Consider the following 23,794-nt stretch of genomic DNA (forward strand, 5'->3'; position numbering starts at 1 on the left):
ATCGGTCTCCTCGCCCCTGTCCTAGAAGCTTACCGCCGCGCCGACCCAGTAGGTGCGGCCGTAGTTGGCCCATTCCTGCAGGTAGCCGCGGCCCGGGCCGGTCACTTCCTGGCGGCCGGTGTTGGAGAGGTTCTGGCCCTCGACGAACACGGTGTAGTGGTCGGCGAAGCGCCAGGACAGGCTGGCGTCGAACACGTGACGGCCCTTCCAGTACTGGTCGGAGTTGGGGTTGGCGTCGTTGATCGTCTCCAGCTGGCCGCCGATGTAGTTGTGCGAGATCCGGGCCTCGAACGGGCCGCGCTGGTAGTAGATCGACTCGTTGGTGGTGATCTCGGGCTGCTGGAACAGGCCCGTCACGCGCGGGCCGGCCGAGGTCAGGAACGTGAACTCGGTGTCCAGCCAGGTGATGTTGCCGTTGAAGCCGAAGCCGTCGAACGGCGCGGGCAGGAAGGTGAAGGCCTGCTGCACGGCGAACTCGACGCCCTTGATCTTGGCGGTCTCGGCGTTGCGCGGCGTGGAGACAAGCACCGTCTCGGGGCCGCGGCCGACGTCGAGGGTTTCGGTCGAGCTGAGCGTGAAGATCTCGTTCTTGATGTCCTTGCTGAACACCGCCAGCGAGATCATGCCGTCGGTCGGATAGTACTCGACCGACAGGTCCAGGCCCTCGCTCTCGCGCGCCTTGAGGCCGGGATTGCCACGCGACAGGGTCGGCTGGCTGCCGTCGAAGTTCAGGGTCTCGGTGGCGGCCAGCGAGCCGTAGTCGGGGCGGCCGATGGTGTTGGTCCAGGCGGCGCGGACGATCAGCTTGTCGGCGGGCTTCCACTGCAGATGCAGGCTGGGCAGCCAGTTGTCGTAGGCGCCGTCGTTGCTGGTCGGGGTCAGCACGCCGCCGGTGTTGCGGATGGCGTCGGACGAGACCTTGGTGTGCTCGTAGCGCAGGCCGCCCAGCAGGGTGACGTCGCCGAACGCGTAGCTGGCCTGGGCGTAGCCGGCGTAGATGTCCTCCTCGACCTCGTAGTTGCCGCTCGGGGCGGCCGTGGTGGTCGTGAAGCGGTCGCGGTTGGCCTTGAAGAAGGCCATGGCCTCGGCGGCGCCGATGCGCGGGGTCAGGCGGTAGCGGCCGGCGATCAGCTGGTCGGGACCGGCGACGTCGACCTCGTCCAGCGTGTAGGTGAAGCCGCTGCCGGCGCGGTAATTGACCTGGCTGCTGGTGAAGTCGCGCTTGGTCGAGCGCAGCAGGCCGCCGGCCTTGGCCTTCCACGCGCCGTCGTCGTCGAAGGCCAGGTTGAAGCGGGCCTGGCTGGTCTTCTCGTCGGTCTTGGTCAGGGCGTCGCGGTGCTGTTGCAGCACGTAGTTGACCGGGTTGCGCATCGCCGCCTCGTTCACCGGGGTGAAGACCGGGAACAGCGGGTTCGTCGTGTCGTAGGTGAAGCCGTAGTTGGCGCCCTGGGCGTCGACGGTGCGGAACTCGACCGAGTGGTTGGGCACCTCAAGGCCGGCCTGCGAGTAGACGAGGTCGCCGTCGAGCTTCCATTGCGGGGCGAGGCTCCAGTCGAAGCCGGTGCGGGCCATGCCGATCTCGCGCTTGGTGATCGGCTGGTTCAGCTGGATGATGCCGCGGCCGCGGGCGAAGCTGCCGCTGGTCTGGTTCTGATTGGCGACATTGCCGAGCGGCTCGATGCGATACTCGATGCGCTCCTCGTCGTCCTCCATGCGCGAGAACAGGGCCGAGGCCTCCCAGCGGAAGTCGTCGCTGGGGCGGTACTCGACCTTGCCGTTCACGCCGCTGCGCTGCTTGGTGTTGTTGTACCAGAACAGGCGCACCTGGGTCGGCACCTGGATGCCGTTGCCGTTGGCCGCGCCCGACAGCACCGGCGCCCCGGCGGCGGTGTACTCGCGCACGCTGGGATCGGCGGCCTCGACCTGCGGGATGTCGTAGTCGAGCTGCTCGTGCGAGGCGCCGATGACCACGCCCCACTGGTCTTCGGCGCCGAAGGTGCGGCCGGCGGCGAAGGCCAGGCGATAGGACGGCTTGTCGTTGCGCACGTCGCCGTGGCGCTCGTACAAACCGTAGGAGGCCATGCCGTTGAAGAACGGCCGGCCGGCGTCGAAGGCGCTGCGGGTGGTGACGTCGATGACCCCGCCGATGGCGTTGCCGTCGTTCTCGGGCGTCACGGTCTTGATGACCTCAAGGCGGCCGGCCATCACCGAGGGCACGATGTCCATAGGCACGGTGCGGCCGCTCTCGTCGACCGAGGCCACGAGGGCGCCGTCGATGGTGGTGCGGTTGTAGGTCGAGCGCAGGCCGCGGATGACCGGGAAGCGCGGCTCGCCCTGATCTTCCATCACCGAGATGCCGGGAATGCGGCGCAGGGCGGCGGCGGTGTTGTGGTCGGGCAGCTTGCCGATGTCGTCGGCCGAGACCACGTCGGACACCACGAAGGCGTCACGCTTGACGGCGATGGCGGCGCGCTGGGCCTCGCGCTGGCCGGTGACGATGACTTCCTCGACGGCGCTGGGCGCTTCGTCCTCGGCGGCGTGGGCGAGCAGCGGCGCCGACAGGGCGCTGGTGGCGAGCAGGCCGGCGATCAGGCGGCGGCTGGCGGCGAACGGCTTGGACATCTGGACCCCTCTTGCAAACGCGAGGGGCGCTTAGGGCGGCGTCGTGACACGCGCGCTACATTTGGATGTCAGGCGGAAATTCGCACGACGACAGGGCCGTGACGGGCGTGGGCATGACGGAAGGGAAACCGGCTTACCGCAAGGGCTGGGCGACGATCGAGGAGGTCCTCCGCGCCGTCGGCGGGCCCAGCCCATTTTTTGAGGCGCGCCTTCCTGTGACCAATCAATCCGCGAGCCGGTGCGAAAAAGCGACCACAGGGTGCGCGCCCGGAGAATCTCCGCTCGCGGTCAGAAGCGCCGTCTGACGGCCGCCTCGATCGTGCGGGGCTCGCCGTAGATCAGCGACGTGGCGGTCACCGCCGGGGTGATCGCGCCGCCGCCGGCCGCATAGACCTCGTCGAACAGGTTTCGCACCGCCAGCGAAAGGGTCAGGTCGTCGCGGCCGGCCGGCTGCATGGCCAGGCCCGCGCCGGCGACCGCGAAGGCGCCTTGCATCCCGTTGCTGTCGCGGGCCCGCTCGACATAGCGCACGCGGCCGCTCTGGAAGACGTCGGCCCACAGCGTCCAGCGTCCGAAGCGCTCGGAATCGACCGCAAGCCAGTCGGCGGCCAGCCGCGCGGTGTAGGGCGGCGAATAGGAAAAGCGCAGCGAGGCGGGATCGGTCGGGGTCAGTCCCGCCAGCAGCGCCGGCACGGTCAGGGTCGTGAACCGCGCCTGAGTCAACGTCGCCGACGCCGACAGGGTCAGGCGCCGGCCCCTCTGGCCTCGCCAGCCCAGCTCCAGGCCGCTGATCCGCGCCGAGCCGGCGTTGATGATCAGGCTGGGCGGATCGTTGGCGGCGATCCCGTCGCCATCGAAGTTCTCGGCCGGAAACAGGGCGCGCTGGATGTCGCGCGACCAGCCCCGGAACAGGGCCGCGTCGACGCGATGGCGCCAGTCGCCCGCGCCGCCGACCCATTTCAGGCCCAGTTCCAGGTCGGTCAGGCTTTCGGGCGCGTAGACCTGATAGGCCTCCAGCAACGGTCCGAAGTTGGGCGCGTTGACGCCGCCGGCCCGATAGCCGCGACGGGTGACGGCGTAGAGCGTCAGGTTCGGCCGCCCCCGCCAGGTCAGGCCCAGGGTCCAGGTCGGAGCCGAGGATTGGGCGCGCCCCGCCTCGCCGCAGGCCGCCTCGCTGATGTCGGCGACGGGGGCCGCGACCCGCACCAGGCAGGCGCTGGAGACGTCGCGCGTATAGCGCAGCCCCGCCTCCAGTTCGAAGCCCGCGCCCAGCCGCCGGGTGGCGTCGACGAAGCCGGCCAGGCTTTCGCCGCGCCGGTACTGGAACTCGACCCTGGCCGGATTGGAGGGTGTCACCACGCTGGCCCACAGCGATCGCTGCACGCCGACCGGCGCGGTGGACATGTAGAACAGGCCCGCCTGCCAGGCGCCGCCCTGCCCAGCCCGACTGGCCCGCACCTCCTGCGTGAACTGGCCAAGGTCGATGTGGCGGACCAGTTGGTTCAACGGCAGCGGCGAGCCGTCGCTGTCGAGGGCGCTGTCGAGCACGCTGCGCCGATAGGCGGTGACCGAGCGGACGTCGAGCCCGCCTTCGCGCCAGTCGAGCCGCAGGGTGGCGCCGTCGTTGCGGCGATCCGAACGCGGGGGAAGATCGATGTCGGTGGCGCGTATGCCCCGCGCCCTCTGGCGGGCCAGGGCGATGTCGATGTCGCACCCCGCCGCGCCGCAGTCGAAATAGGGCGCGGCCTCGGGCATGCGGCCGTTGCCGCCGCCGGTGACGTCCGGCGGATTGGGATAGGTCCCTGACAGGATCGCCGCGCTGCCCGTCTCCCAGGCCCGAAAGCCGTCCAGCACCAGCAGCGCCGACAGCGGCCCCTGCGGCTTCCACGCCAGCGACAGTCGCAGCCCGACCTGATCGCGATCATCCAGGTCGCCGCCGACGCCGAGGTTCTCGACCAGGCCGTCGCGCTTGAGCCCGTAGACGGCCAGACGGGCGGCCAGAGGCGCGCGCCCATCCGTCAGGTCGGCCGCCGCCTCGATCTCGCGCAGGCGGTAGGATCCGGTCGCGATGCGGGCATAGGCCACGCGCCCCGGCTCGTTGGTCTGGATCAGCAGGGCGCCGCCGGTGGTGTTGCGGCCGAACAGCACGCCTTGCGGACCGCGCAGCACCTGCACTTCCGCCAGGTCGAACGAGGGCAGGATCGAGCCGTTGTTGGGCAGCGGCGCCTCGTTGACATAGGTGATCACCGACAGCGCGGAATCGCCGGCCGTGGCTCGCCGCTGGCCGCGGATCACCAGGGTCGGCGTCTCGACCGAGACCTGGCCGGCGGCCGTCAGCCCCAGGGCCGCCTGCCTCAGGGCCAGCATCCCGTCGCCGCCCAGGCGTTCGAGATCGGCGGCCGAAACGGCGGCGACCGAGGCCGGCACGTCGATCAGCCGCTCTTCGCGGCGTCGGGCCTGGACCAGCACCGCATCCAGCGGCGCGACGCCCTCGACCTTCTTAGCGGGTTCACGCGCCTCGGGCGTCCGGTCGACCATCCGCGACGACGGCGCGGCCGGGGCGACGGCGAAGGCGCGCGGGCCGATGCGGCGGGCGGTGAGCCCGCTGCCTTTCAGCAGGCGCTTCAAGGCCTCTTCCGGTTCGGCCACGGCCCGCCCGCCGCGGGACCGGCGGCCGGCCACGGCCTGCGGCGCGAACAGGACATCGACGCCGGTCTGCTCGGCATAGGCTTGCAAGGCCCCTTCGAGCGGTCCCGCCGCGACGTCGAAACGAAGGGGAGCCGCCAGGACCGCCGGGGCCTGTGCCAGCAGCACCACGGCCGCCAGGGCCGGCGCCGCGCGGCTAGTCCGCCGTCGCACCGGTGTCCTTGGCCGGAGACAGCACGATCGATCCGTCGGCCGCCTCGCCGACCGTGAGGCCGTGGATCACGGCCACCGCGCGGGCGAAGGCCAGCGGATCATCGCTGCCGAAGGCGCCGCTGACCTTCAGGTCCTTGGCCGAGCCACGCACGACGATCCGGCGTCCGCCCCGGCGGTTGATCTCGGCGGCGGCGTCGGAAAGCGCGTCGCCCTTCAGCAGCAGCCGGCCGTCGCGCCAGGCCGTGGCGGCCGCGACGTCGGCGGCCGAAACCGTCTCGCGTCCCTGCACGTTGGCCGCAAGCATCTGGCCCGGCGCCAGCTCGACGGGCGCTGCCTGGCCGCTGACCCGCACCCGTCCGCGCAGCAGCGCAACGCGATAGGCCTGCGCGTTCGGCGTCAGGTCTACCTCGAAGGCCGTGCCGAGCGCACGCACCACGTGGCCGCCGCCGCTGACCTCGAACGGACGCGACGGGTCATGGGCGACGTCGAAGAAGGCCCGGCCATCCCTGAGGACGATGTTCCTGGAGCGCCGGTCGATGCGGGCGGTCAGCCGCGTGCCGCCGTCGAGCACCACGTGCGAGCCGTCGGCCAGCACCACGGCGCTGCGCTGGCCCGGCGCGGCGGCGAAGTTCTGTTCGGACGCACCGGCGCCCATCCAGGCCAGGCCGCCCAAGCCCGCCAGCACGGCGACGCCGGCCAGGCCGGCCGCCATCAAGGCCAGGTTTCGGCGAGAACGGCGGGCCCTGCCCTGGGCGAAGGCCGCGCGGGCCTGGGCCATCTCGCGCTCCAGGCCGCCGGCGGCGACCGCGTCGTCGAGCACGGCCTCGACCTCGGCCATGGCCGCATAGGCGTCGACATGATCTGCGCCGGCCTCCAGCCAGGCGGTGAGCGCGGCCTCGTCCGCGACGCTCCAGCCGGGCGCGCGCCGACGCTCGTGCCAGTCGGCCGCGGCGTCGTAGACGTCGGCCAGGCCGTCATTGGCGGGAACGGGGCTCATGGACGGCGAACCCGTCGGGTCAGGTGGGCCATGGCCCTGCGCACGTCCTTCTCCACGGTGCTGATCGACACCCCCAGGGCGTCGGCGATGGCCTGATGCCGCAGTCCGTCGATGCGGTAAAGCAGGAACACGTGGCGAGTACGTTCGGGAAGATCGGCCAGGGCGCGACGAACCTCCGTCAGGGTCTCGCGGTCGATCAGCGTTTGTTCGGGCGTCGCCGGCGCCTGGGCGGCGGCGTCATCCTCGATCTCGGGAGCGGCCAGGCGGCGCACCTGCTGGCGGCGGGCGCGGTCGCGGATCAGGTTGGCGGCGGTCTGGAAGAGATAGGAATCCAGCCGCTCGACGCTCTCGTCCGGCGGGCGACGGGCGAAGCGCACGAACACCTCGTGCACCAGGTCGTCGACATCGGCCCCGCCGCCGATACGCAGGGCGATGAACCGGCGCAGCATCCCCTCGTGCCGACGCACGACCTGGTCGATATCGCCTGGCCGGGCCTGGGCGATCGTCGCCTGACTGAACGCGGACTGTACCGACACCTCGTTCTCCCGCTCTGGGGCCGGGCTATTCGAACTTCGCCGCCAGGCGATGGCCGAACCGGCGCCGAGACCGGAGTTTCGGCCGCGCGCCGCCCATTTGATCAGCATGCGCCCAATTTGCGTGCAGCTTGACCAGGCGCGCAAACCGACGCCCGAAAGTGAAAAAAGTCGTAAGGGCGCTCTCCCCTCGCCCGTCTTGCGGCCCGGAACCGAGCCTTCGGCCGGTCCTCAACGAAGGGGATGAACTTGAACCGCACTGTCTTCCGCACCTTCCGCCGCGCGGCCCTGGCCACCAGCGCCCTGGCCGCCCTGGCCGCCGCCAGCGCCCATGCCCAGGAGACGCCCGACGCCGCCGTCGACGAGATCATCGTCACCGCGCTGAAGCGCTCGACCAGCCTGCAGGACACCCCGCTCAGCATCTCGGCCGTCGGCGAGACCCAGCTCAGCCGGATCGGCGCCACGGGCATCAATGACTATTTCCGCCAGGTGCCGAACCTGTCGCTGGACGGCGGCACGCCGTCGAACCGCCGCATCACCCTGCGCGGCGTGCGCAGCGCCGGCGAAGCGACGACCGGCCTCTATTACGACGAAACCCCGCTGACCGGCCCGACCGGCACCACCCAGGACGCCGGCTCGACCACTCCCGACATCAACCTGTTCGACGTCGAACGCGTCGAGGTGCTGCGCGGCCCGCAAGGCACGCTGTACGGCTCGGGCTCGATGGGCGGCACCCTGCGGGTGATCTTCAACAAGGCCGACACCAACGAATACGCCGGGGCGGTCGAGGCCCAGGCGACCACCACCAAGGGCGGCGAAGGCGGCTACTACGGCAAGGGCATGGTCAACGTGCCGCTGGTCGAGGACAAGCTGGGCGCGCGCCTGGTGCTCTATCGCGAACAGCGCGGCGGCTATGTCGACAGCGTTCCGCTGAACAAGCAGGACATCAACGGCTCGACCGCCAGCGGCGGCCGCCTGATGCTGACCTACACCCCGACCGAGACCCTGACGATCCGCACCACGGCGGCCCTGCAGAACGAGGAAGTCGACGGCCAGGCCAGCTGGTCGGCCGCCGCCGGCCGCTACAAGTCGGACCGCAAGACCATCGCCCAGAGCAACTCCAAGCTGGCGCTCTACAACGTCACGGCCGAATGGAACCTGGACTTCGCGACGCTGACGGCGACCTCGTCGTACTACAAGTGGAAGATGCTGCGGAACAGCGACTGGACCAACAACATCGCCAACAACCGCGCCAGCAGCGCCGCCTGCGGCCGCTATTTCGGCCTGTCGGGCACGACCTGCTCCAGCGCCCAGCTGTCGCAGTACACCGCCTKGGCCGACTCGCGCGGGCCGGCCGTCTCGTGGCAGCCGATGAGCCTGGAAACCTGGACGCATGAACTGCGCGCCAGCGGCAGCCTGTTCGAAGACAAGCTCGATTGGACCGGCGGCGTCTACTACGAGACCCGCAAGGACCACGTCGACAGCATCCAGACCCGCGCCGACGCCACGACCGGCATGGCCATCCAGCCGTTCGACGCCCTGGGCGCGCGCTACATCGACAATGACGTCAAGCAGACCGCCTTCTTCGGCGAACTGTCCTACCACGTGACCGACGCCCTGACGGTGACCGGCGGCGCCCGCCGCTTCGACTATGACAAGACCGTCTCGGGCGCGGTGACGATCGGCAACGTGATCTCCAACTCGCCGGTCACGGCCTTCAGCCAGGTCGACGCCAGCGCCAAGGGCTGGGTGCAGCGCGTCAACGTCAACTACGAGTTCAGCAAGTCGATCATGGCCTATGCCCAGGCCTCGAAGGGCTTCCGTCCCGGCGGCGCCAACAACATCCCGGGCCTGACCACCGGCCTGGTGGCCTTTGCCCCCGACAGCCTGTGGAACTACGAAGCCGGCGTGAAGAGCGACTGGTTCGACCGTCGCCTGACCGTGAATCTGTCGGCCTACCAGATCGACTGGGACAACATCCAGGTTCAAGCCCAGGCGAACGTCGGCGCGAACTTCTTCATCATCACCAACGCCGGCGCGGCCCGCATTCGCGGCTTCGAACTGGAAACCACCCTGCGGCCGATGACCGGCCTGACCCTGAGCAGCGCCATCGGCGTTTCCGACGCCAAGCTGACCGAGGACATGACCAACTCGTCGGTGACCGTCTCGGGCTCGACCGGCCTGGCGGGCGACCGCCTGCCGTTCGTGCCGAAGTTCAGCGGCTCGGTGAACGCCGACTACACCTGGCCCGTGGGCGAGGGCCTCAACGGCCTCGTGCACCTGGACGCCAGCTACACCGGCGGCACGGCCTCGCAGTTCCGTCCCAGCTACGTCTACTACGAGAAGGTCCCGGCCTACACGGTGGTGGGCGCGCGCGTGGGCGTCGAGGGTGAAGGCTGGGGCGCCTACGCCTTCGCCCAGAACCTGACCAACTCGGTCGGCCCGGTCTCGATCACCTCGGCCGCCGGGGCTCTGGACCAGGTGGTCAGCCTGACCCCGCGCACCCTGGGCGTCATGGTTCGCCGCACTTTCTGATCCCGCTCATTCAGTACAGAGATCATCGCATGAAAACCCGCATCGCTTCGGCGGCCCTCGCCGCCCTCCTCTGCGCCGCCGCCGCGCCCGCCCTGGCCCAGGAGGCCGCCAAGCCCGCCGCGCAGGTGGACTTCGGCAACGTGCGCCCGCCGCAGCCCACCTCGCCCTACACCAAGCAGGCCAAGGCCCTGATGGCCTCCAAGGCCTTCAAGGCGGCCAAGGCGACCCTCGCGGCCGGCTACGAGCAGACGGTCGAGGACATCGTCACCCTCACCGAAATCCCCGCCCCGCCCTTCGGCGAGGCCGAGAAGGGCAAGGCCTATCTGGCCATGCTGGCCAAGGAGGGGCTGACCGACCTCGACACCGACGCGGCCGGCAACGTCATGGGCCTGCGCAAGGGCACGGGCGGCGGCGGCCTGCTGGTGGTGGCCGCCCACCTCGACACCGTGTTCCCGGCCAGCACCGACGTGAAGGTGCGCCGCGAGGGAGACAAGCTCTACGCCCCGGGCATCGGCGACGACACCGTGGGCCTGGGCTCGATCCTGGCCATCCTTCGCGCCATCAACGCCGCCGGCATCCAGACCAAGAGCGACATCCTGTTCGTCGGCGACGTGGGCGAGGAAGGCCCCGGCGACCTGCGCGGCATGAAGGAGCTGTTCTTCAAGGGCAAGTACAAGGACAAGATCGACGCCTTCATCTCGCTGGAGCCCAGCGGCCCCACCGTGATCGTCAACGGCGGCGTCGGCTCCAAGCGCTACAAGACCACCTTCAAGGGTCCGGGCGGCCACAGCATGGGCGACTTCGGCACGGTGAATCCGGCCTTCGCCCTGGCCGACGCCGCCCGCCAGTTCGGCGAGCTGAAGGTCCCCAGCGACCCGCGCACGGTCTACAACATCGGCCTGCTGGAGGGCGGCACCTCGGTCAACTCGATCCCGTTCGCGGTGTCGATGACCGTGGACATGCGCTCGGTCGGCAAGGCCGAGCTGAAGGCCGTCGAGGACGCCTACCTCGCCATCCTGCCCAAGGCCGTCGAGGCCGAGAACGCCGCCCGCTCGACCAAGCGCGGCGTGATCAGCCTGGACAACAAGATGGTCGGCGACCGCCCCGTGGGCGAAACCCCGGCCAACTCGCCCTTCGTGCAGCAGCTGGCGGCCGTCGGCGACGCACTGGGCAAGCCCATGGGCTACGTGGCCGGCTCGACCGACGCCAACATCCCCATGAGCCTGGGCAAGCCGGCCGTCACCCTGGGCGCCGGCTTCGTGACCTTCCGCGGCCACTCGCTGGAGGAAGGCATGGAGGTCAACAAGGCCCGCGACGTGGAGAGCATCGCCACCACCATGGCGCAGATCCTGATGGTCGCCGGCGCGAAATAAGCCCGACGGCCGATCGCGCCGACGCGCGGGCCTGGCCCGTGCGTCGGCGCGTCACCCTCGACTAGCCGCCGCCGTCGACCGGCAGCGACTTGATCCGCGCGACGCCCTTGGCGTCCTTGGTCAGGCGGAACGCGTCCAGCTCGCGCCCCGTCGCGGTGAAGGCCCGATAGGTCACGGCCTCCTTCGACACCTCCAGCGTCTGGAAGGTCTGGGTGCGCGACGCCGAGCGCGTAGCCCAACTGAGATCGGCCACAGGATACATCTTAGGTCCCGCCACCGAGACCACGTAGGTCGAGCCCTTGTCGGAGGTGTGACCCGGTCCGGCGTTGGTCATCGCGCCGGTCCCGATGGCGCCGCGCGCATAGCCGTGATCGTGGGCCTGCAGCACCAGATCCACGCCGTACTTGTCGATCAGGGGCTTGAGCGCGTCGCGCACCCGCTCGTTGTCGCGGTCGGGATCGATCGAGAACAGCGGGAAGTGCAGGAACAGCGCCGTCCAGCGGTTGGGGTTGTCGGCCAGCAGGCCGTCCAGCCAACGCACCATCTCGGCCCGCATGGCCTCGTCGCCGTGGAATAGCGGCGCGTCGACCGAGATCAGCCGCAGGCCCTGGTAGTCGACGGTCCAGGCCGTCTCCTTCAGCTTCTCGACGCCCGTGGGCCCCGTTTCCGGCAAGGTGTACTGGCGCCGCCACTGCGGGTTCAGTACCGGACCGCGGCCGTACTCGTGATTGCCGGGCGTCGGCATCTGCGGCGTCTGGGCGTAGAGGAAGCCGCCGGCCGCGAACCACTCGCCCCACTCGTTGTCGCTGTCGTGGCGATTGATCAGGTCGCCGGCATGGATGACGAAGGCCGCGTCGCCGGCCTTGCGGAACGCCATCCTCATCGTGCGCGAGGCCTCGCTGAGGATGTTGTTCTGCATGTCGCCCATGTAGAGGAAGGTGAACGGCTTGGCGGTGGTCGCCGCCGTGCGGAACTGCAGCCATTCGGACCAGCGCCGGCCATCGCCGACGCGGTAGGCGTAGACGGTTTCGGGCTTCAGCCCCTTCAGCACCGCCGAGTGATAGGCCGCCTTGAACGCCGGATCCTCCCTCACCGCGATCGTCGCATCGTCGGTGACGGCGTCGATGCGCCCCGCCTTCTGGATGAAGTCGGGGCCGTCCTCGGCCTCGGCGTACTCCACATGGCCCAGGAGGCCCGGCGCCGTACGCCAGGTCACCGCCATCTCGTGGGCCGGATCGGCGGTGAGGTTCAGGACGATCCGCTCCGGCAGGAGCGTCGGCGGGACGGCCGGCAGATCGGACGCCTGCACCGGCGCCGGTTCGGGGCGCAGCGGACGCTCCGGCTTCTGGGCGCCGCCCTGGGCGAACGCGGATCCGCCCAGGGCCGCGAGCGCGGCCCCGAGCATCAGGATTTGGGTCGGTTTCATGCTGGCCCCGATCAGAAGACGTAGTTGAGGCCGAACGAGATCGACCGCCCGTTCTTGATGTAGGCCCGGCTGGAGCTGGTGCTGTCGCCGGCCGTGTACCAGTAGGTGTGGTTGTCGAAGAGGTTCTGGACCTGCATCGACGCCGTCGCGCCCTTCCACAGCTTGCGCCGCAGGTTCAGGTCCACGAACTCGTAGTCCTGCTCATACGGGTTGTTGCCGAAGTCCTGGATGCCTTCGAGGAACTCGGACTGATAGCTGTAGGCGGCGTAGGCTTCCCAGCCCTTGTACTCCCAGAACAGCTGCACGTTGGCCACGCGCTCGGGCGTCTCCATCAGCGGCAGGGTGTAGCCCTCGGGGTGCCAGGAGATGCCGGTTTCGGCCTCGGACTTCTGCAGCGTCAGGTTCACGCTGGCGCCGAGCTTGGACAGCGCGCCGGGCAGCCAGTGGAACACCTGCTGGGCGCTGATCTCCACCCCGTAGACCTTAGCCCACTTGCCGTTGTTGGGCATCGAGACGGTCACGCCGTCGGGGCCGACATTGGTCCCGGCCGTCCCGTCACGAATGTTCGACGACGAGGAGCGGTACAGGAAGTTGCGGATGTCCTTGTAGAACAGCCCCACCGAATAGGCGCCGGTGTCGCCGTTGTAGCGCTCGATCGACAGGTCGTAGTTGACCGCCTTCATCGGCTTCAGGTCCGGATTGCCCTGCTCGATCGAGACGAGCAGCCAGTCGCTGGTCGGGTTCTCCTTGCCGTCGCCGTCGGGGTCGGTGTCGTAGCCGTACTCGCGCGCCGACGACATGCGGGCGATGTCGGGACGGGCGAAGCTGGTCCAGATGGCGGCCCGCAGCTTGGTGCGGTCGTTGAGGCTGTAGTTCAGGTGGATCGACGGCAGGACGTTGGTGAAGTCGCTCTTGTCGGTGGCGTAGTGCCCGCCCCGCACCTCGTCGAGAATGTAGGCGTCGATGGTGTTGTTGGTGTTCTCGACGCGGACGCCACCGATCACCTGGGCCTTGCCCACCCGCGCCGTCGCCATCAGGTAGCCGGCGAAGATGTCTTCCTTGAAGGTGAAGCTGTCCTCGCCGCTCAGTTCGGCGTTACCGGGATCGGTGGCGAAGCCTTCGAAGAAGGTGCTGTCGCCGGCCATGGCCCGTTGCAGCTCGGCCAGCATGGCCTTGTTGTCGATCACCGTGCCCAGGCGGTAGAGGCCCGAGTACTCGCCGTCGAACAGGCTGGTCACTTCCTTGCCGTAGAAGCGCGAGAAGTCGGCCAGCGTCCCTTCCGCGTCGAGGTCCAGGAACTCGCCGCTATAGGTCGAGCGCTTGGAGCTGTAGAACTTGCCACCGGTCTTGACCGCTTCCAGCCAGGTCGCGGTCGGACGCCATTCGAGATTGAACTGGCCCTGCCACAGGCGTTCCTGGGCGCCGCCGATCTCGCCCGACAGGCCCGAGAAATCGTACTGGCTGTTGTCGTGGATCGCCGCCATGCCGGCGTCGTTCAGCACCCACTTGGGAAAGCGGCTGTCGCCGAAGTTGGTGACCTTTACGCCCTTGTTGCCCAGCCAGCCGTACTTGTCGCTGCGGAACTCCATCTCGTAGCTGTCATCGATGTTGTCTTCCGACTTGGCGTAGGACAGGTCGTAATCGACGGTGAAGTCCTTCCAGCGGCTGACGCCGCCGAGATTGACCGAGGCCAGCGAGCCGGTCTCGCGCGAGCCTTCCCAGAAGCGGCGAAGGCGAAAGCCCTGCGGATCCCAGGTCCCCGAGGCGCCGTCCAGCGAGTAGTACGACTTGGTCGAACGGTCGGCGTCGGTGATGCGGCCATCGCGATCGCGGTCGACGATCTGCGCGGTGGTGTAGCTGTAGATGCGCCCCAGCTTGGAGTCCGAACCGATGATCGAGGCCTCGGGCGAGGCCAGGCCGGTCATGGTCTTGTCGACCTGGGTCAGGCGCGCCGAATTCTTGCCGGTGTCGTTGCGGAAGTTCAGGCGGTTGCTGAACTCGTCCTTGGTGTACTCGTTGAACTGGCCGCGCAGGTGGAAGTCGTGCTTGTCGCCGCGGTAGTCGAGGCTGGTATTGACGCCGCGCCGCTCGACCTCGGTCTCGCCGACGGCCAGGTCCATGCCGCGCATGACGAAGGTCTCGGGATCCCAGCCAAGCGTTTCGCTGTCGGCGTACCAGACCGAAGGCTGGTTATCGCCGTCGACGCCGTTCTGCTCGAACTGCGACTTGCGGCGCGACCAGCTGCCGGTGACGAACACGCCCCAGCGGTCGTTGAACTGGCGCCCGAACGAGCCGGCGACCTCGCCCGAGGTCTTGTTGTCGAACTTGTCGAGCATCCCCGCCGACATCGACAGCACGCCGTAGGTCTTGCCATGGTCGAAGGCCGTGGGCGTGCGGATATCGATCGAACCACCCAGGGCGTCGCCGTCACGATCCGGCGTCAGGCTCTTGATGACGGTGATCGAGTCGATGCCTTCGGGCGGCAGAAAGCTGAGGCGGACGCCGCGATAGAAGTTGTCGTCGCGCGAACCCGTGCCGCCCATGCGCACGCCGTTCATGGTGTAGTTGTTCAGCTCGGTCGACAGGCCGCGCACGGTGATGCGGTCGCCCTCGCCCGTGGTGTGGTTGCGCACGGCGTTGACGCCCGGCAGGCGCGACAGGGACTCGGCGACATTGTTGGCCGGCAGGTCGCCCATGTCGTCGGAGCTGATGACGTCGGAGATGAAGTCGGCCTTGCGCTTGGCGTCGAGCGAGCGGCGCAGGCCGGCCGCGTAGCCGACGACGACGCCGTCGACCTCGATGGCTTCGGGCGCATCGACCTGGGCCTGCGCCGACTGGCGCTCCAGGGTCAGCACGCCGCGCACCTCGCGCGCCTCGATGCCCGAACCGGCGATCATCCGTTGCAGAGCCTCACGGGGCGTCATCTGCCCCGACACCGCGTTGGACGTCCGTCCGCGGGTCAGCGCCGGATCGAAGACGATCGACAGGCCCGTGTCGCGCGACAGGGTCTGCAAGGCGCGGCCCAGGTCCTGGGCCGGAATGGCGATGGCGACGCGCGCCTCGGCGCCCTTGACCGCCGGCACGGCGGAGGCGGGCGCTGCGACGGCCGCCAGGACGGCCACGGCCGCCGCCGCGAGCAGCCCGCTCTTATGGATACGCATTTAGAAATTCCCCTCCGATCGAACTGATCGTCACGGGGTTAGACGGCGGCCCTCGACGTCCTGACAGCTGTCATAAAAACTTGTTCCGGGCGGCCTAACCGCCTGAAATCTCGAATTGATCCGCCCCCTGACGGGTCAGCTTGAAACCGTGCAGCCTGGCCATGGCGGCCAGCGCGTTCTCCGGATCGTCATAGGCGAAGCGGCCGCTGACCAGGACCCTGCCCACCGCGGGATCGGCCAGCCTGACGCGTACGCCGGTGGCGCGCTCCAGGTCCTCGACGACGCTGGCCAGGGTGGCCTCGTTGAACTCCAGCCAGCCCTTGGCCCAGGGCGGCACGTCGGTCTCGAGCTCGGGCCGGGCCAGCGCCATGCGCTGGACCAAGCCGTCGACGACCCTGGCCTGCTCGCCGGCATGGACGTGAACCGGCGCGCCCTTCCCCGCCACCTTCACGATGCCCTCGAAGACCTCGACCTCCACCACCATGCCGGCGGCCGTCTGGCGCTGGTCGACGTTGAAGCGGGTGCCGACGGCGGTGACCCGCACGCCGTCGACCTCGACCGAGAAGGGCCGGGCCTTGTCGGGCGCGACCTCGAAGAAGCCCTCCCCCTTCAGGCGCAGGCGGCGCTCGTGCTCGCCCAGCTCGACCCGCACCTGGCTGAGGCCGTTCAGGCGGACCGCCGAGCCGTCGGCCAGCGCGATCGGCCGAGGCACGCCCCTGGTTCCCTCGATCAGCTCGCCGCGCGGCGGCAGGCCGCCCGCCAGCAGGACGACGGCGCCGGCGACGGCCGCCAGGCTCGTCCCCGCCACGGCGCCGAACGTCCAAGAGCGCCGGCGAGGCGCCGGTCGCGCGCGCGCCATCCGCTGCGTGGCCCAGATCACCGCCGCATCGTCGATCAAGGCCTCGTGGCGGGCCAGCAGATCCTGGCGGTCAGGCCGGCCTTCGAGCCATTGCTCCAGCGCCGCCTGCTGGTCCGGCGACCAGGCCGCATCGCGGCGGGCGTCGGCCCACAGCGCGGCCTCGCGGTCGTCCTTGGCGTTCACCGGTCTAGTCGACATGGCGGCCCTCCGCCGTGCGGCGCAGCGTCTGAGCCGCGCGGCTGTAATGCTTCTGCACCGCCTCGATCGACAGCTTGAGGTCGCGGGCGATGGCCTCGTAGGATTCCTCGCCTGCGCGACGCCGTACGAAGACCTCGCGCCTCAAGGGCGGCATCGCCTCCAGCGCCCTCTGGCACAGCCTCGACCGCTCGCTCATGTCCAGCGCCTCCAACGGCGTCGTCCCGCCATGGATCGAATGCTCCGCCGCCTCCAGGTCGTCGATCTGGACGTTGGCCGCGCGACGGGCGCGATCGACCAGGATGTTGCGCGCCGCGCGCATGGCGTAGACCAGCGGATCGGTGATCAGGGTGTCGCGAGCCCGCGCCAGGACGCGCATGATCGCTTCCTGCACCACGTCCTCGGCATCGACCGAGGTCGCCAGCCGTCGGCGGACATAGGCCAGCAGGACCCGGTTCTGCGCCGGCGTCGCCAGCGCCCGCCCCACCTCCTGCTCGTTGCCGATCACCCGCGACGCCTCCCCGACGGAGCGTGGCTATAGGAGCGCTCTGTGACGGATCCGATTAGGTTCCATGTCGGTTCGATGTCGGCGCGGCCCGCGGGAGCGATCGTCCCGCCCCCCTTGAGAACGCGTTCCACAGACTAGTCGAACAGTCGCTGGAACGCCTCCGGCATCCGGGCGCGGTGACGCCCGTACACACTTTGTAACGCCATTGATGGGGAGCCGAACGGGGGCCCGGTGTATCGCCCACCTTGAGGCGAATGCTTCACCTCCAATGCTTCGCGGGCTCAGGCTCTGTGACCAAGCGGCATGGACGGGGCGTTCATTGGCGAGATCAAGTAGAGGCGGACGTGGCGACGACCGAACGTATCGGGTTCAGGGAAGCGACAAGGTGGCTGTCGGAGATCGTCGGTCCCGACGCAGCCTATGTGAAGCTCGGCATCGTCTACACGCTCGCCATCGGCCTGATGTCGCTGGCGACCCCCATCTCGGTCCAGCTGCTGATCAACAGCGTGGCCAACATCGCCCTGCCCGCGCCGCTCTGGACGCTGTCGGGCGTGCTGCTGTCGCTGCTGCTGATCGTGGTCGCGCTCAGCGCCCTGCGGGTCTATCTGATGGCGGCGTTCGAGCGCCGGGTGTTCTCGCGGGTGGTCGCCGAGATCACCATCCGGGCGGTGCACGCCCAGAACCCCTTCTTCGGCGACGCCAGCCGCGGCGACCTGTTCAACCGCTACTTCGACCTGACCGTCGTGCAGAAGGCCGTGCCGGGCCTGGTCATCGGCGCCTTCACCATCCTGCTGCAGGGCATGGTGGGCCTGACGGTGACCAGCTTCTATCACCCGTTTTTCCTGGCCTTCAACGTGGTGCTGGTCGTCGCGGTCGTGCTGGTCTGGCTGATCTGGCGACGCGGGGCGATCACCGGCGCGGTGGCGCTGAGCCACGCCAAGCACGACGCCGCGCGCTGGCTGGAAAGCGTCGGCGGATCGAACGGCTTCTACAAGTCCAGCCGCCACCTGGCCTTCGCCATGGACCGGTCCGAAGCCAAGACCGCCGCCTATGTGGACGCGCACAAGCGCTACTTCCGCTCCAGCTTCGCCCAGACCCTGAGCTACCTGCTGATCTACGCCCTGGCCAGCGCCGCCCTGCTGATGCTCGGCGGCAACCTGATCCTGCGGGGCGAGCTGTCGATCGGCCAACTGGTGGCGGCCGAGCTGATCCTTTCCGGCGTGTTCTACGGCGTCTCGCAGCTGGGCCCCTACCTCGACACCTTCTACGACCTGGTCGCCAGCGCCGAGGAGCTGTCGCTGCTGTTCTCCATCCCCCAGGAGAAGCCGCCGGCGCGCGGCGCGGAGGCGCCCAGCGACGGCGCCCTGCGGCTCATGGACGTCAAGCTCGACGACGCCCGTTTCGACTTCGCCCTCGCCGCCGGCGAACAGCTGGTGGTCGCCGCCGATCCGGGCGCCGAGCGCAAGCTGGCCCTGGTGCTCAAGCGCCACGTCCACCCCGAGCGCGGCCTGGTCTCGATCGGCGGCGCCGATCTGGAGGCGCTCGACATGTACCTGCTGCGCTCGCAGGTGCTGGTGCTGAACCGGCCGACCATCGCCGAGGTGACGATCCGCGAGTACCTGGCGATGGCCGCCAGCGACGTCTCGGCGACCCGAATGCTGGAGGCGCTCGCCGTGGTCGGGCTGCAGGAACGCATCGCCCAGCTGCCCAAGGGCCTGGACACGCCGCTCGCCGCGACGGGCCACCCGCTCAGCCTGGGGTCGATGATGGCGCTGCGCCTGGCCAACGCCCTGCTGGTCGAGCCCAAGCTTCTGGTGCTCGGACAACTGTACGACCTCCTGCCCTCGCGGACACTGACGGCCGTGCTGGGCGTGCTGAAGGCGCGAGGCGCTACCACCCTTCTGTTCACCGGCCGCCCCGAGGACATGGCCCTGGACGGCTGGCTGCACCTTGGCCTTTCCGAACAACGCCGCTTCGCCTCGCTCGCCGAGCTTCAGGACCACCTCGCCAGCCGGAGGCAGGCCCATGCCCTACCGTCCTGAACACCTCTCGCACTTCAAGACGCTGGCGCAGCAGCGCCCGCCCCGGCTGGTGGTGGCGCTGGCCTGGATGGTCGCGGCCGGCGTCGTCGTCTCGCTGGCCATCCTGTTCTTCGTGCCGTGGATGCAGACGGCCCAGGGAAGAGGCCTGGTGGCCGCGCCCGGCCCGGGCGACCGCGCGCAAGACGCTTCGGCGCTGGTCAGCGGACGCCTGGAGCAGTGGTATGTGCAGGACGGCCAGCACGTCGACGCCGGCGACCCGATCGCCCGCATCAACGACCTCGATCCGAACCTTCTGGCGCGGCTGGCCGAGGAGCGCGCTCAGGTCGAGGCCGAGATCGCGGCGGTGCGCCAGGCCCAGTCGGTGGCGAGCATCGACGTCGACCGCACCCGCCAGCTCCTCGCCGAGGGCCTGGCCGCGCGCCGTGACTTCGAACAGGCCCAGATCAAGGTCGCCGACGCCGGAGCCAAGCTGGCCGAGGCCCGGGCCAAGCTCAACCGCATCGACGTGCAGCTGAACCGCCAGTCGGCGCAGATGGTCACCGCGCCCCGCAGCGGACGCATCCAGAGCCTCAACGCCGCCGCCGGCGGCGGGCTGGTGTCGGCCGGCACCGTGCTGGCCGTGGTCGCGCCGGAACGCACCGAGCGGGTGGTCGAGCTGTTCATCGACGGACGCGACGTGCCGCTGGTGCGGCCGGGGCGTGCGGTCCGGCTGGAGTTCGAAGGCTGGCCGGCGATCCAGTTCAGCGGCTGGCCGGCAGTGGCGCAAGGACTGTTCGACGGCAGGGTCCGCTCGATCGATCCGACCGCCGCACCGTCGGGCCTCTTTCGGGTTCTCGTCGAGCCCATGCCGGGCAGGGCCCCATGGCCCGACCAGCGCTTCGCCAGGCTGGGCGGCAAGGTTCGGGGCTGGGTGCAGGGCGAGACGGTCTCGGTCGGCTACGAGCTCTGGCGGCAGCTGAACGACTTCCCGCTCGACTTCGGCCAGGCGGCCGCGACGACCACCCCCGCCGGGACGCCCGCGAAGGGCGACGGCAAGGACTCGGGCAAGGCCAAGTGATGGTGCGGCTTTCCCTGACCCTGCTGCTGCTGTTCTCGGCTCCAGCCCTCGCGGCGGCCCAGACCCCGGCCGTGGCCGAGAACCGCGCCGCGCCACTGACCTCCGCCGAGTTGTTGGCGGCTTCGGCGCGCTCGTCGCCGCAGATCGTCGAGCAGCTGGCGCGCGAACGCCAGGCCAGGAGCCGGGCGCTGACCGCGGAGGGCGCCTTCGACACGGTGTTCGCCGTCGAAGGCCGCTCGCGCGCGCTCGGCTACTATGACGGCGACCAGATGGAGGCGCGCGCCACGCAGCCGTTCGGCGACAACGGCGGCTATGTCTACGGCGCCTATCGCCTCTCGCGCGGCCGCTTTCCGGTCTACGAGGATCAGGCGCACACCAACGAGCTGGGCGAGGCCAAGATCGGCGTGCTCTACGCCCTTCTGCGCGACCGGCTGGTCGACGAGCGGCGCACGCGGCGCGCCCTGGCCGCCACGGACATCGACATCGCCCGCTTCGAGCGCCAAGCCGTGGCCGTCGGCGTGCAGACCCGCGCGATCATCGCCTATCAGAACTGGGTCTCGGCCGGCTGGCGGCTGAAGGCCTATCGCGACCTGCTCGACCTGGCCGAAAGCAGGCGCGGCGGCATCCAGCGGCAAGTCCAGCTGGGCGCCAAGCCCGAGATCCTGCTGACGGAGAACGAACAGAACCTAGTTCGTCGCCGCGCCCTGGTAGTGCGCGCCGAAGGCGACCTGCAAGCCGCCGCCAACGCGCTGTCGCTCTACTACCGCGACGCCGCCGGCCGGCCGATCGTGGTGGACGAAGGCCGATTGCCGACCGAAGCCGGCGCGCTGGCCGGCGTCCAGACGGCGGGCGCGAACGGCGATCCCACAGCGGCCCGGCCCGACCTGCAGAGCATCCTGGCGCGCGTGGACCAGTCGCAGGCCCGCCTCGCCCTGGCAGAAAACGACCTGAAGCCTCGTTTCGACCTCAGGATGGAGCTTGGCAAGGACATCGGCCCCGAAGGCCTCGGCGGCCCCAGCCGCACGCCGACGGAGGCGGTGATCGGCTTTCGCTTTTCCGTGCCGCTGCAAAACCGGGCGGCCAGGGGCAAGATCGACGAGACCCGCGCCGAGATCGACGCGCTGCAGGCGCGCGGACGCTTCCTTCGCGACCAGATCGCCGTCGAGGTCGAAGGGATCGGCATCGCCCTGCATGCGGCCGAGCGCCTGGCCAGGGCCGCCGAACAGGAACGCGACCTGGCCGCCCGCCTGGCGGTCGCCGAGCGACGCCGGTTCGAACTCGGCTCGAGCGACTTCTTCCTGGTCAACCAGCGCGAGGAGACCGCGACCGACGCGGCCGTCCGGCTCGTCGAGGCGCAGACCCGTATCGCCTCGGCCCGCGCCGAACTGGCCGCCGCGACGGTGGACCGCGCAGCCCTGGGCCTCGACTGAGACGAGGCGACTTCGGCGTGGCGAAGCGCTAGCCTGATCCTTTCTCTGGCGAGGTCACAGGCGGCGCATGGACAACCGCGCGGGCGAGATGATGGTGTTCGTGCGGGTGGTCGAGGCGGGCAGCTTCTCCGAAGCGGCCCGGCTGCTGCTGATGACGCCCTCGACGGTGTCGAAGCTGATCGCCCGGCTGGAGGCGCGCCTGGGCGTGCGGCTGATCGAACGCTCGACCCGCAGGCTGGCGCTGACCAGCGAGGGCCAGTTCTACTACGAGCGCAGCCGCGCACTTCTGGGGCAGCTGGACGAGACGGAACAGCAGATCGCCCAGGGCGGCGCGGAGGCTGAAGGGGTGATCCGCGTCACCTCGTCGGTGACCTTCGGCGTCGCGGCCCTTGAGCCGATCCTGCCGGAGTTCCTGCAGGCCTATCCCCGGATCGCCGTCGACCTTTCGCTCTCCGACGACGTGGTCGACCTCTATCTGGATCGCACCGACGTCGCGATCCGGGTCGGCAAGCTGCAGGATTCCAACCTGATGGCGCGCAGGATCGGCGAGACCCGTCGGAGGATCGTCGCCTCGCCCGCCTATCTGGCCCGGCACGGAACCCCGCGGACGCCCGAGGACCTGATGTCCCACAACTGCCTCGGGTTCAATTTCCGCCGAGCCAACCCTGTCTGGCCCATGCGCGAGGGCGGACGGATCGTCGAGCGCATGCTGAGCGGATCGCTGCTGGCCAACAACGGCGAAACCCTGCGGCGCATGGCCCTGGCCGGCGTGGGCGTCGCACGGATCGCCGACTATCACCTGCGGGGGCCCATCGCGCGCGGCGAACTGGTCGAGATCCTGCAGGACAGCGACATCGGCGAGACCGACGAGATCCATGCCCTGTTCCGCGGCGCCCAGTTCCTGCCGGCCAGGGTGCGCGCGTTCCTCGACTTCACCGTGCCGCGTATGCAGCGGTTCCTCGCCGAAGGATGAGAAGGCGGCCGGAGCCTGGCCCCGGCCGCTTAGGCGTCACCGCGGCTCGCGCCCCAGCACCTCCATCCGCATCACCTGCACCCCGCCTTCGGCGAGCGTGGGCAGCTTGGCGAACCAGTCCTTGACGTAGGGCATGGCGTTGTGGGCCTCGAAGTCCTCCTTCGTCGCGAAGATCTCGTAGAAGACGAAGTGGCCCGGCTTGGCGCGGTCTTCCTGCAGGAAGTAGACGAGGTTCTTCGGGTCGCCCCGAACCAGCTCCACCAGCGGCAGCGTCGCCGCGCGCAGGGCCGCTTCCTGGCCGGGCTTGGCCTGCACCTGGGCGACGATCGAATAGGCGCCGGCCGGGACCTGCCCGTATCGGACCCCGTTCGGCTCGAGGGCCAGGGTCGGGCTCGCCACGGCGCCGACGGCCGTCAGCACGGTCAGCGCCAGCAAGGTCGTGATGGTCTTGCGCATCGTGATCTCTCCTCGAAGGAACGGCTTCAGCGCGTGGCGCGCTGGCGGGCGGCCAAGGTGGTGGCGAAGCGCTGCTTCACCGGCCCCAGCGCCTTGACGAACTCCAACTGCTCGCCCTCCGGGCCCTTGCAGTAGATCAGCTCCCAGCCGTCCGACGGCGCCACGGTCACCTTGTTGGTGTTGGCGTCCTGCGGGGCCGCGCGGCGCTCGGCCTCGGTGCCCACCCGGATGATCCGGTTGGCCCGCACCTGGGTCATGCCGCGGCGGGCGGACTCGGCTTCCAGGTCGGTGATGAACTTGTTGAAGTCGACGTCGTCGCGCACATAGAAGCAGATGTGCATCATGCGCGGGAACGCGGGGCTCATGTGCTCCACCGGTTCGGCGAAGGCGCGCGGGCCGCCCATCGGCTGGTCGGCGTCGCGGTACTGCAACAGCTCGATCACCACGTTGTCGAACTGGATGAAGCGGACGTCGAGCCGCTGGGCCCCGCCGCGCAGGTCGGGCACGCCGATGGTGCGCGGATTGACGCCCAGCTCGTTGGCCAGGATGTCCTGGTCGGCCAGAAGGGTGTTGTGGACGGCGTCGCCCTGGAAGTCGCCGTGGCGGAACACCTCCGTGCCGCCCAGCACCTGGGTGTAGAACTCGTAGGCCCGCTCCATGTTCTGGACGGTCAGGCCGAAGTGCTGCACGCCCTGCAGCCGCGMGCCCAGCGGGCCGGCGTTGCGGGCCGCGGCCGACGGGCCGACGGCGCCCTGCGCGGCGGCGGGG

Annotated in this window: 16 protein-coding genes; 6 read left to right on the forward strand and 10 right to left on the reverse strand. The window is 69.7% G+C overall.

Features of this window, described 5'->3' with window-relative positions:
• Positions 1–21: 21 nt before the first annotated feature.
• The 4 genes from AC1DCG_RS02020 to AC1DCG_RS02035 form a co-directional block, all read right to left on the reverse strand.
• The gene (locus AC1DCG_RS02020) at positions 22–2,622 is read right to left on the reverse strand and encodes a TonB-dependent receptor (RefSeq protein WP_477028049.1); all 2,601 of its coding nucleotides are present in this window, start codon (positions 2,620–2,622) and stop codon (positions 22–24) included.
• Between the two features lie 288 nt (positions 2,623–2,910).
• A complete protein-coding gene (locus AC1DCG_RS02025; protein WP_477036643.1) occupies positions 2,911–5,481 on the reverse strand; it encodes a TonB-dependent receptor in 2,571 nt (856 codons plus the stop codon).
• The gene (locus AC1DCG_RS02030) at positions 5,465–6,478 is read right to left on the reverse strand and encodes a FecR family protein (protein WP_477028047.1); all 1,014 of its coding nucleotides are present in this window, start codon (positions 6,476–6,478) and stop codon (positions 5,465–5,467) included. The genes AC1DCG_RS02025 and AC1DCG_RS02030 overlap by 17 nt, the downstream gene beginning before the upstream one ends.
• On the reverse strand, positions 6,475–7,014 hold the full coding sequence (locus AC1DCG_RS02035; protein WP_165255570.1) for a sigma-70 family RNA polymerase sigma factor: 540 nt from the start codon (positions 7,012–7,014) through the stop codon (positions 6,475–6,477). Before AC1DCG_RS02035 ends, AC1DCG_RS02030 begins: the two co-directional genes overlap by 4 nt.
• Before the next feature lie 240 nt (positions 7,015–7,254).
• Here AC1DCG_RS02035 and AC1DCG_RS02040 point away from each other — a divergent pair, with 240 nt between their 5' ends.
• Positions 7,255–9,546 carry a TonB-dependent receptor gene (locus AC1DCG_RS02040; protein ID WP_477041358.1) on the forward strand — a complete coding sequence of 764 codons (2,292 nt, stop codon included), beginning with the start codon at positions 7,255–7,257 and terminating at the stop codon, positions 9,544–9,546.
• 29 nt (positions 9,547–9,575) lie between these two features.
• Positions 9,576–10,919 carry a M20/M25/M40 family metallo-hydrolase gene (locus tag AC1DCG_RS02045; protein ID WP_477028045.1) on the forward strand — a complete coding sequence of 448 codons (1,344 nt, stop codon included), beginning with the start codon at positions 9,576–9,578 and terminating at the stop codon, positions 10,917–10,919.
• A 61-nt stretch (positions 10,920–10,980) separates the two neighbouring features.
• Here the strand turns inward: AC1DCG_RS02045 and AC1DCG_RS02050 are convergent, their stop codons facing one another.
• From AC1DCG_RS02050 to AC1DCG_RS02065, 4 genes are all read right to left on the reverse strand, one after another.
• Positions 10,981–12,345, reverse strand: a complete 1,365-nt coding sequence (locus tag AC1DCG_RS02050; protein WP_477036646.1) for a purple acid phosphatase family protein — start codon at positions 12,343–12,345, stop codon at positions 10,981–10,983.
• 11 nt (positions 12,346–12,356) lie between these two features.
• Entirely contained in the window at positions 12,357–15,506 is a 3,150-nt protein-coding gene (locus AC1DCG_RS02055) for a TonB-dependent receptor (protein WP_477028043.1), read from the reverse strand.
• 94 nt (positions 15,507–15,600) lie between these two features.
• Entirely contained in the window at positions 15,601–16,563 is a 963-nt protein-coding gene (locus tag AC1DCG_RS02060) for a FecR family protein (RefSeq protein WP_477028042.1), read from the reverse strand.
• Positions 16,553–17,068 (reverse strand): RNA polymerase sigma factor, encoded by a 516-nt coding sequence (locus AC1DCG_RS02065; RefSeq protein WP_477028041.1) that lies wholly within the window; start codon positions 17,066–17,068, stop codon positions 16,553–16,555. The genes AC1DCG_RS02060 and AC1DCG_RS02065 overlap by 11 nt, the downstream gene beginning before the upstream one ends.
• Before the next feature lie 344 nt (positions 17,069–17,412).
• On the opposite strand from AC1DCG_RS02065, the gene AC1DCG_RS02070 reads away from it, so the two are divergent.
• From AC1DCG_RS02070 to AC1DCG_RS02085, 4 genes are all read left to right on the forward strand, one after another.
• Positions 17,413–19,110, forward strand: a complete 1,698-nt coding sequence (locus AC1DCG_RS02070) for an ABC transporter transmembrane domain-containing protein (RefSeq protein ID WP_477028040.1) — start codon at positions 17,413–17,415, stop codon at positions 19,108–19,110.
• Entirely contained in the window at positions 19,094–20,167 is a 1,074-nt protein-coding gene (locus tag AC1DCG_RS02075; protein ID WP_477036647.1) for an efflux RND transporter periplasmic adaptor subunit, read from the forward strand. The genes AC1DCG_RS02070 and AC1DCG_RS02075 overlap by 17 nt, the downstream gene beginning before the upstream one ends.
• A complete protein-coding gene (locus AC1DCG_RS02080) occupies positions 20,167–21,597 on the forward strand; it encodes a TolC family protein (RefSeq protein ID WP_477036648.1) in 1,431 nt (476 codons plus the stop codon). The genes AC1DCG_RS02075 and AC1DCG_RS02080 overlap by 1 nt, the downstream gene beginning before the upstream one ends.
• A 67-nt stretch (positions 21,598–21,664) precedes the next feature.
• Positions 21,665–22,570, forward strand: coding sequence for a LysR family transcriptional regulator (locus tag AC1DCG_RS02085; protein ID WP_477028037.1), 906 nt, complete (start codon positions 21,665–21,667; stop codon positions 22,568–22,570).
• Between the two features lie 36 nt (positions 22,571–22,606).
• Here the strand turns inward: AC1DCG_RS02085 and AC1DCG_RS02090 are convergent, their stop codons facing one another.
• Together AC1DCG_RS02090 and AC1DCG_RS02095 are read right to left on the reverse strand one after the other, a co-directional pair.
• Positions 22,607–23,026: a putative quinol monooxygenase gene (locus AC1DCG_RS02090; RefSeq protein WP_477028036.1), complete on the reverse strand. Its 420-nt coding sequence runs from the start codon at positions 23,024–23,026 to the stop codon at positions 22,607–22,609.
• A 26-nt stretch (positions 23,027–23,052) separates the two neighbouring features.
• Positions 23,053–23,794, reverse strand: a 742-nt coding sequence (locus tag AC1DCG_RS02095; RefSeq protein WP_477041359.1) for a VOC family protein, incomplete at its 5' end; no start/stop codon positions are given.

This window comes from Caulobacter sp. 10L414 (assembly GCF_056395525.1).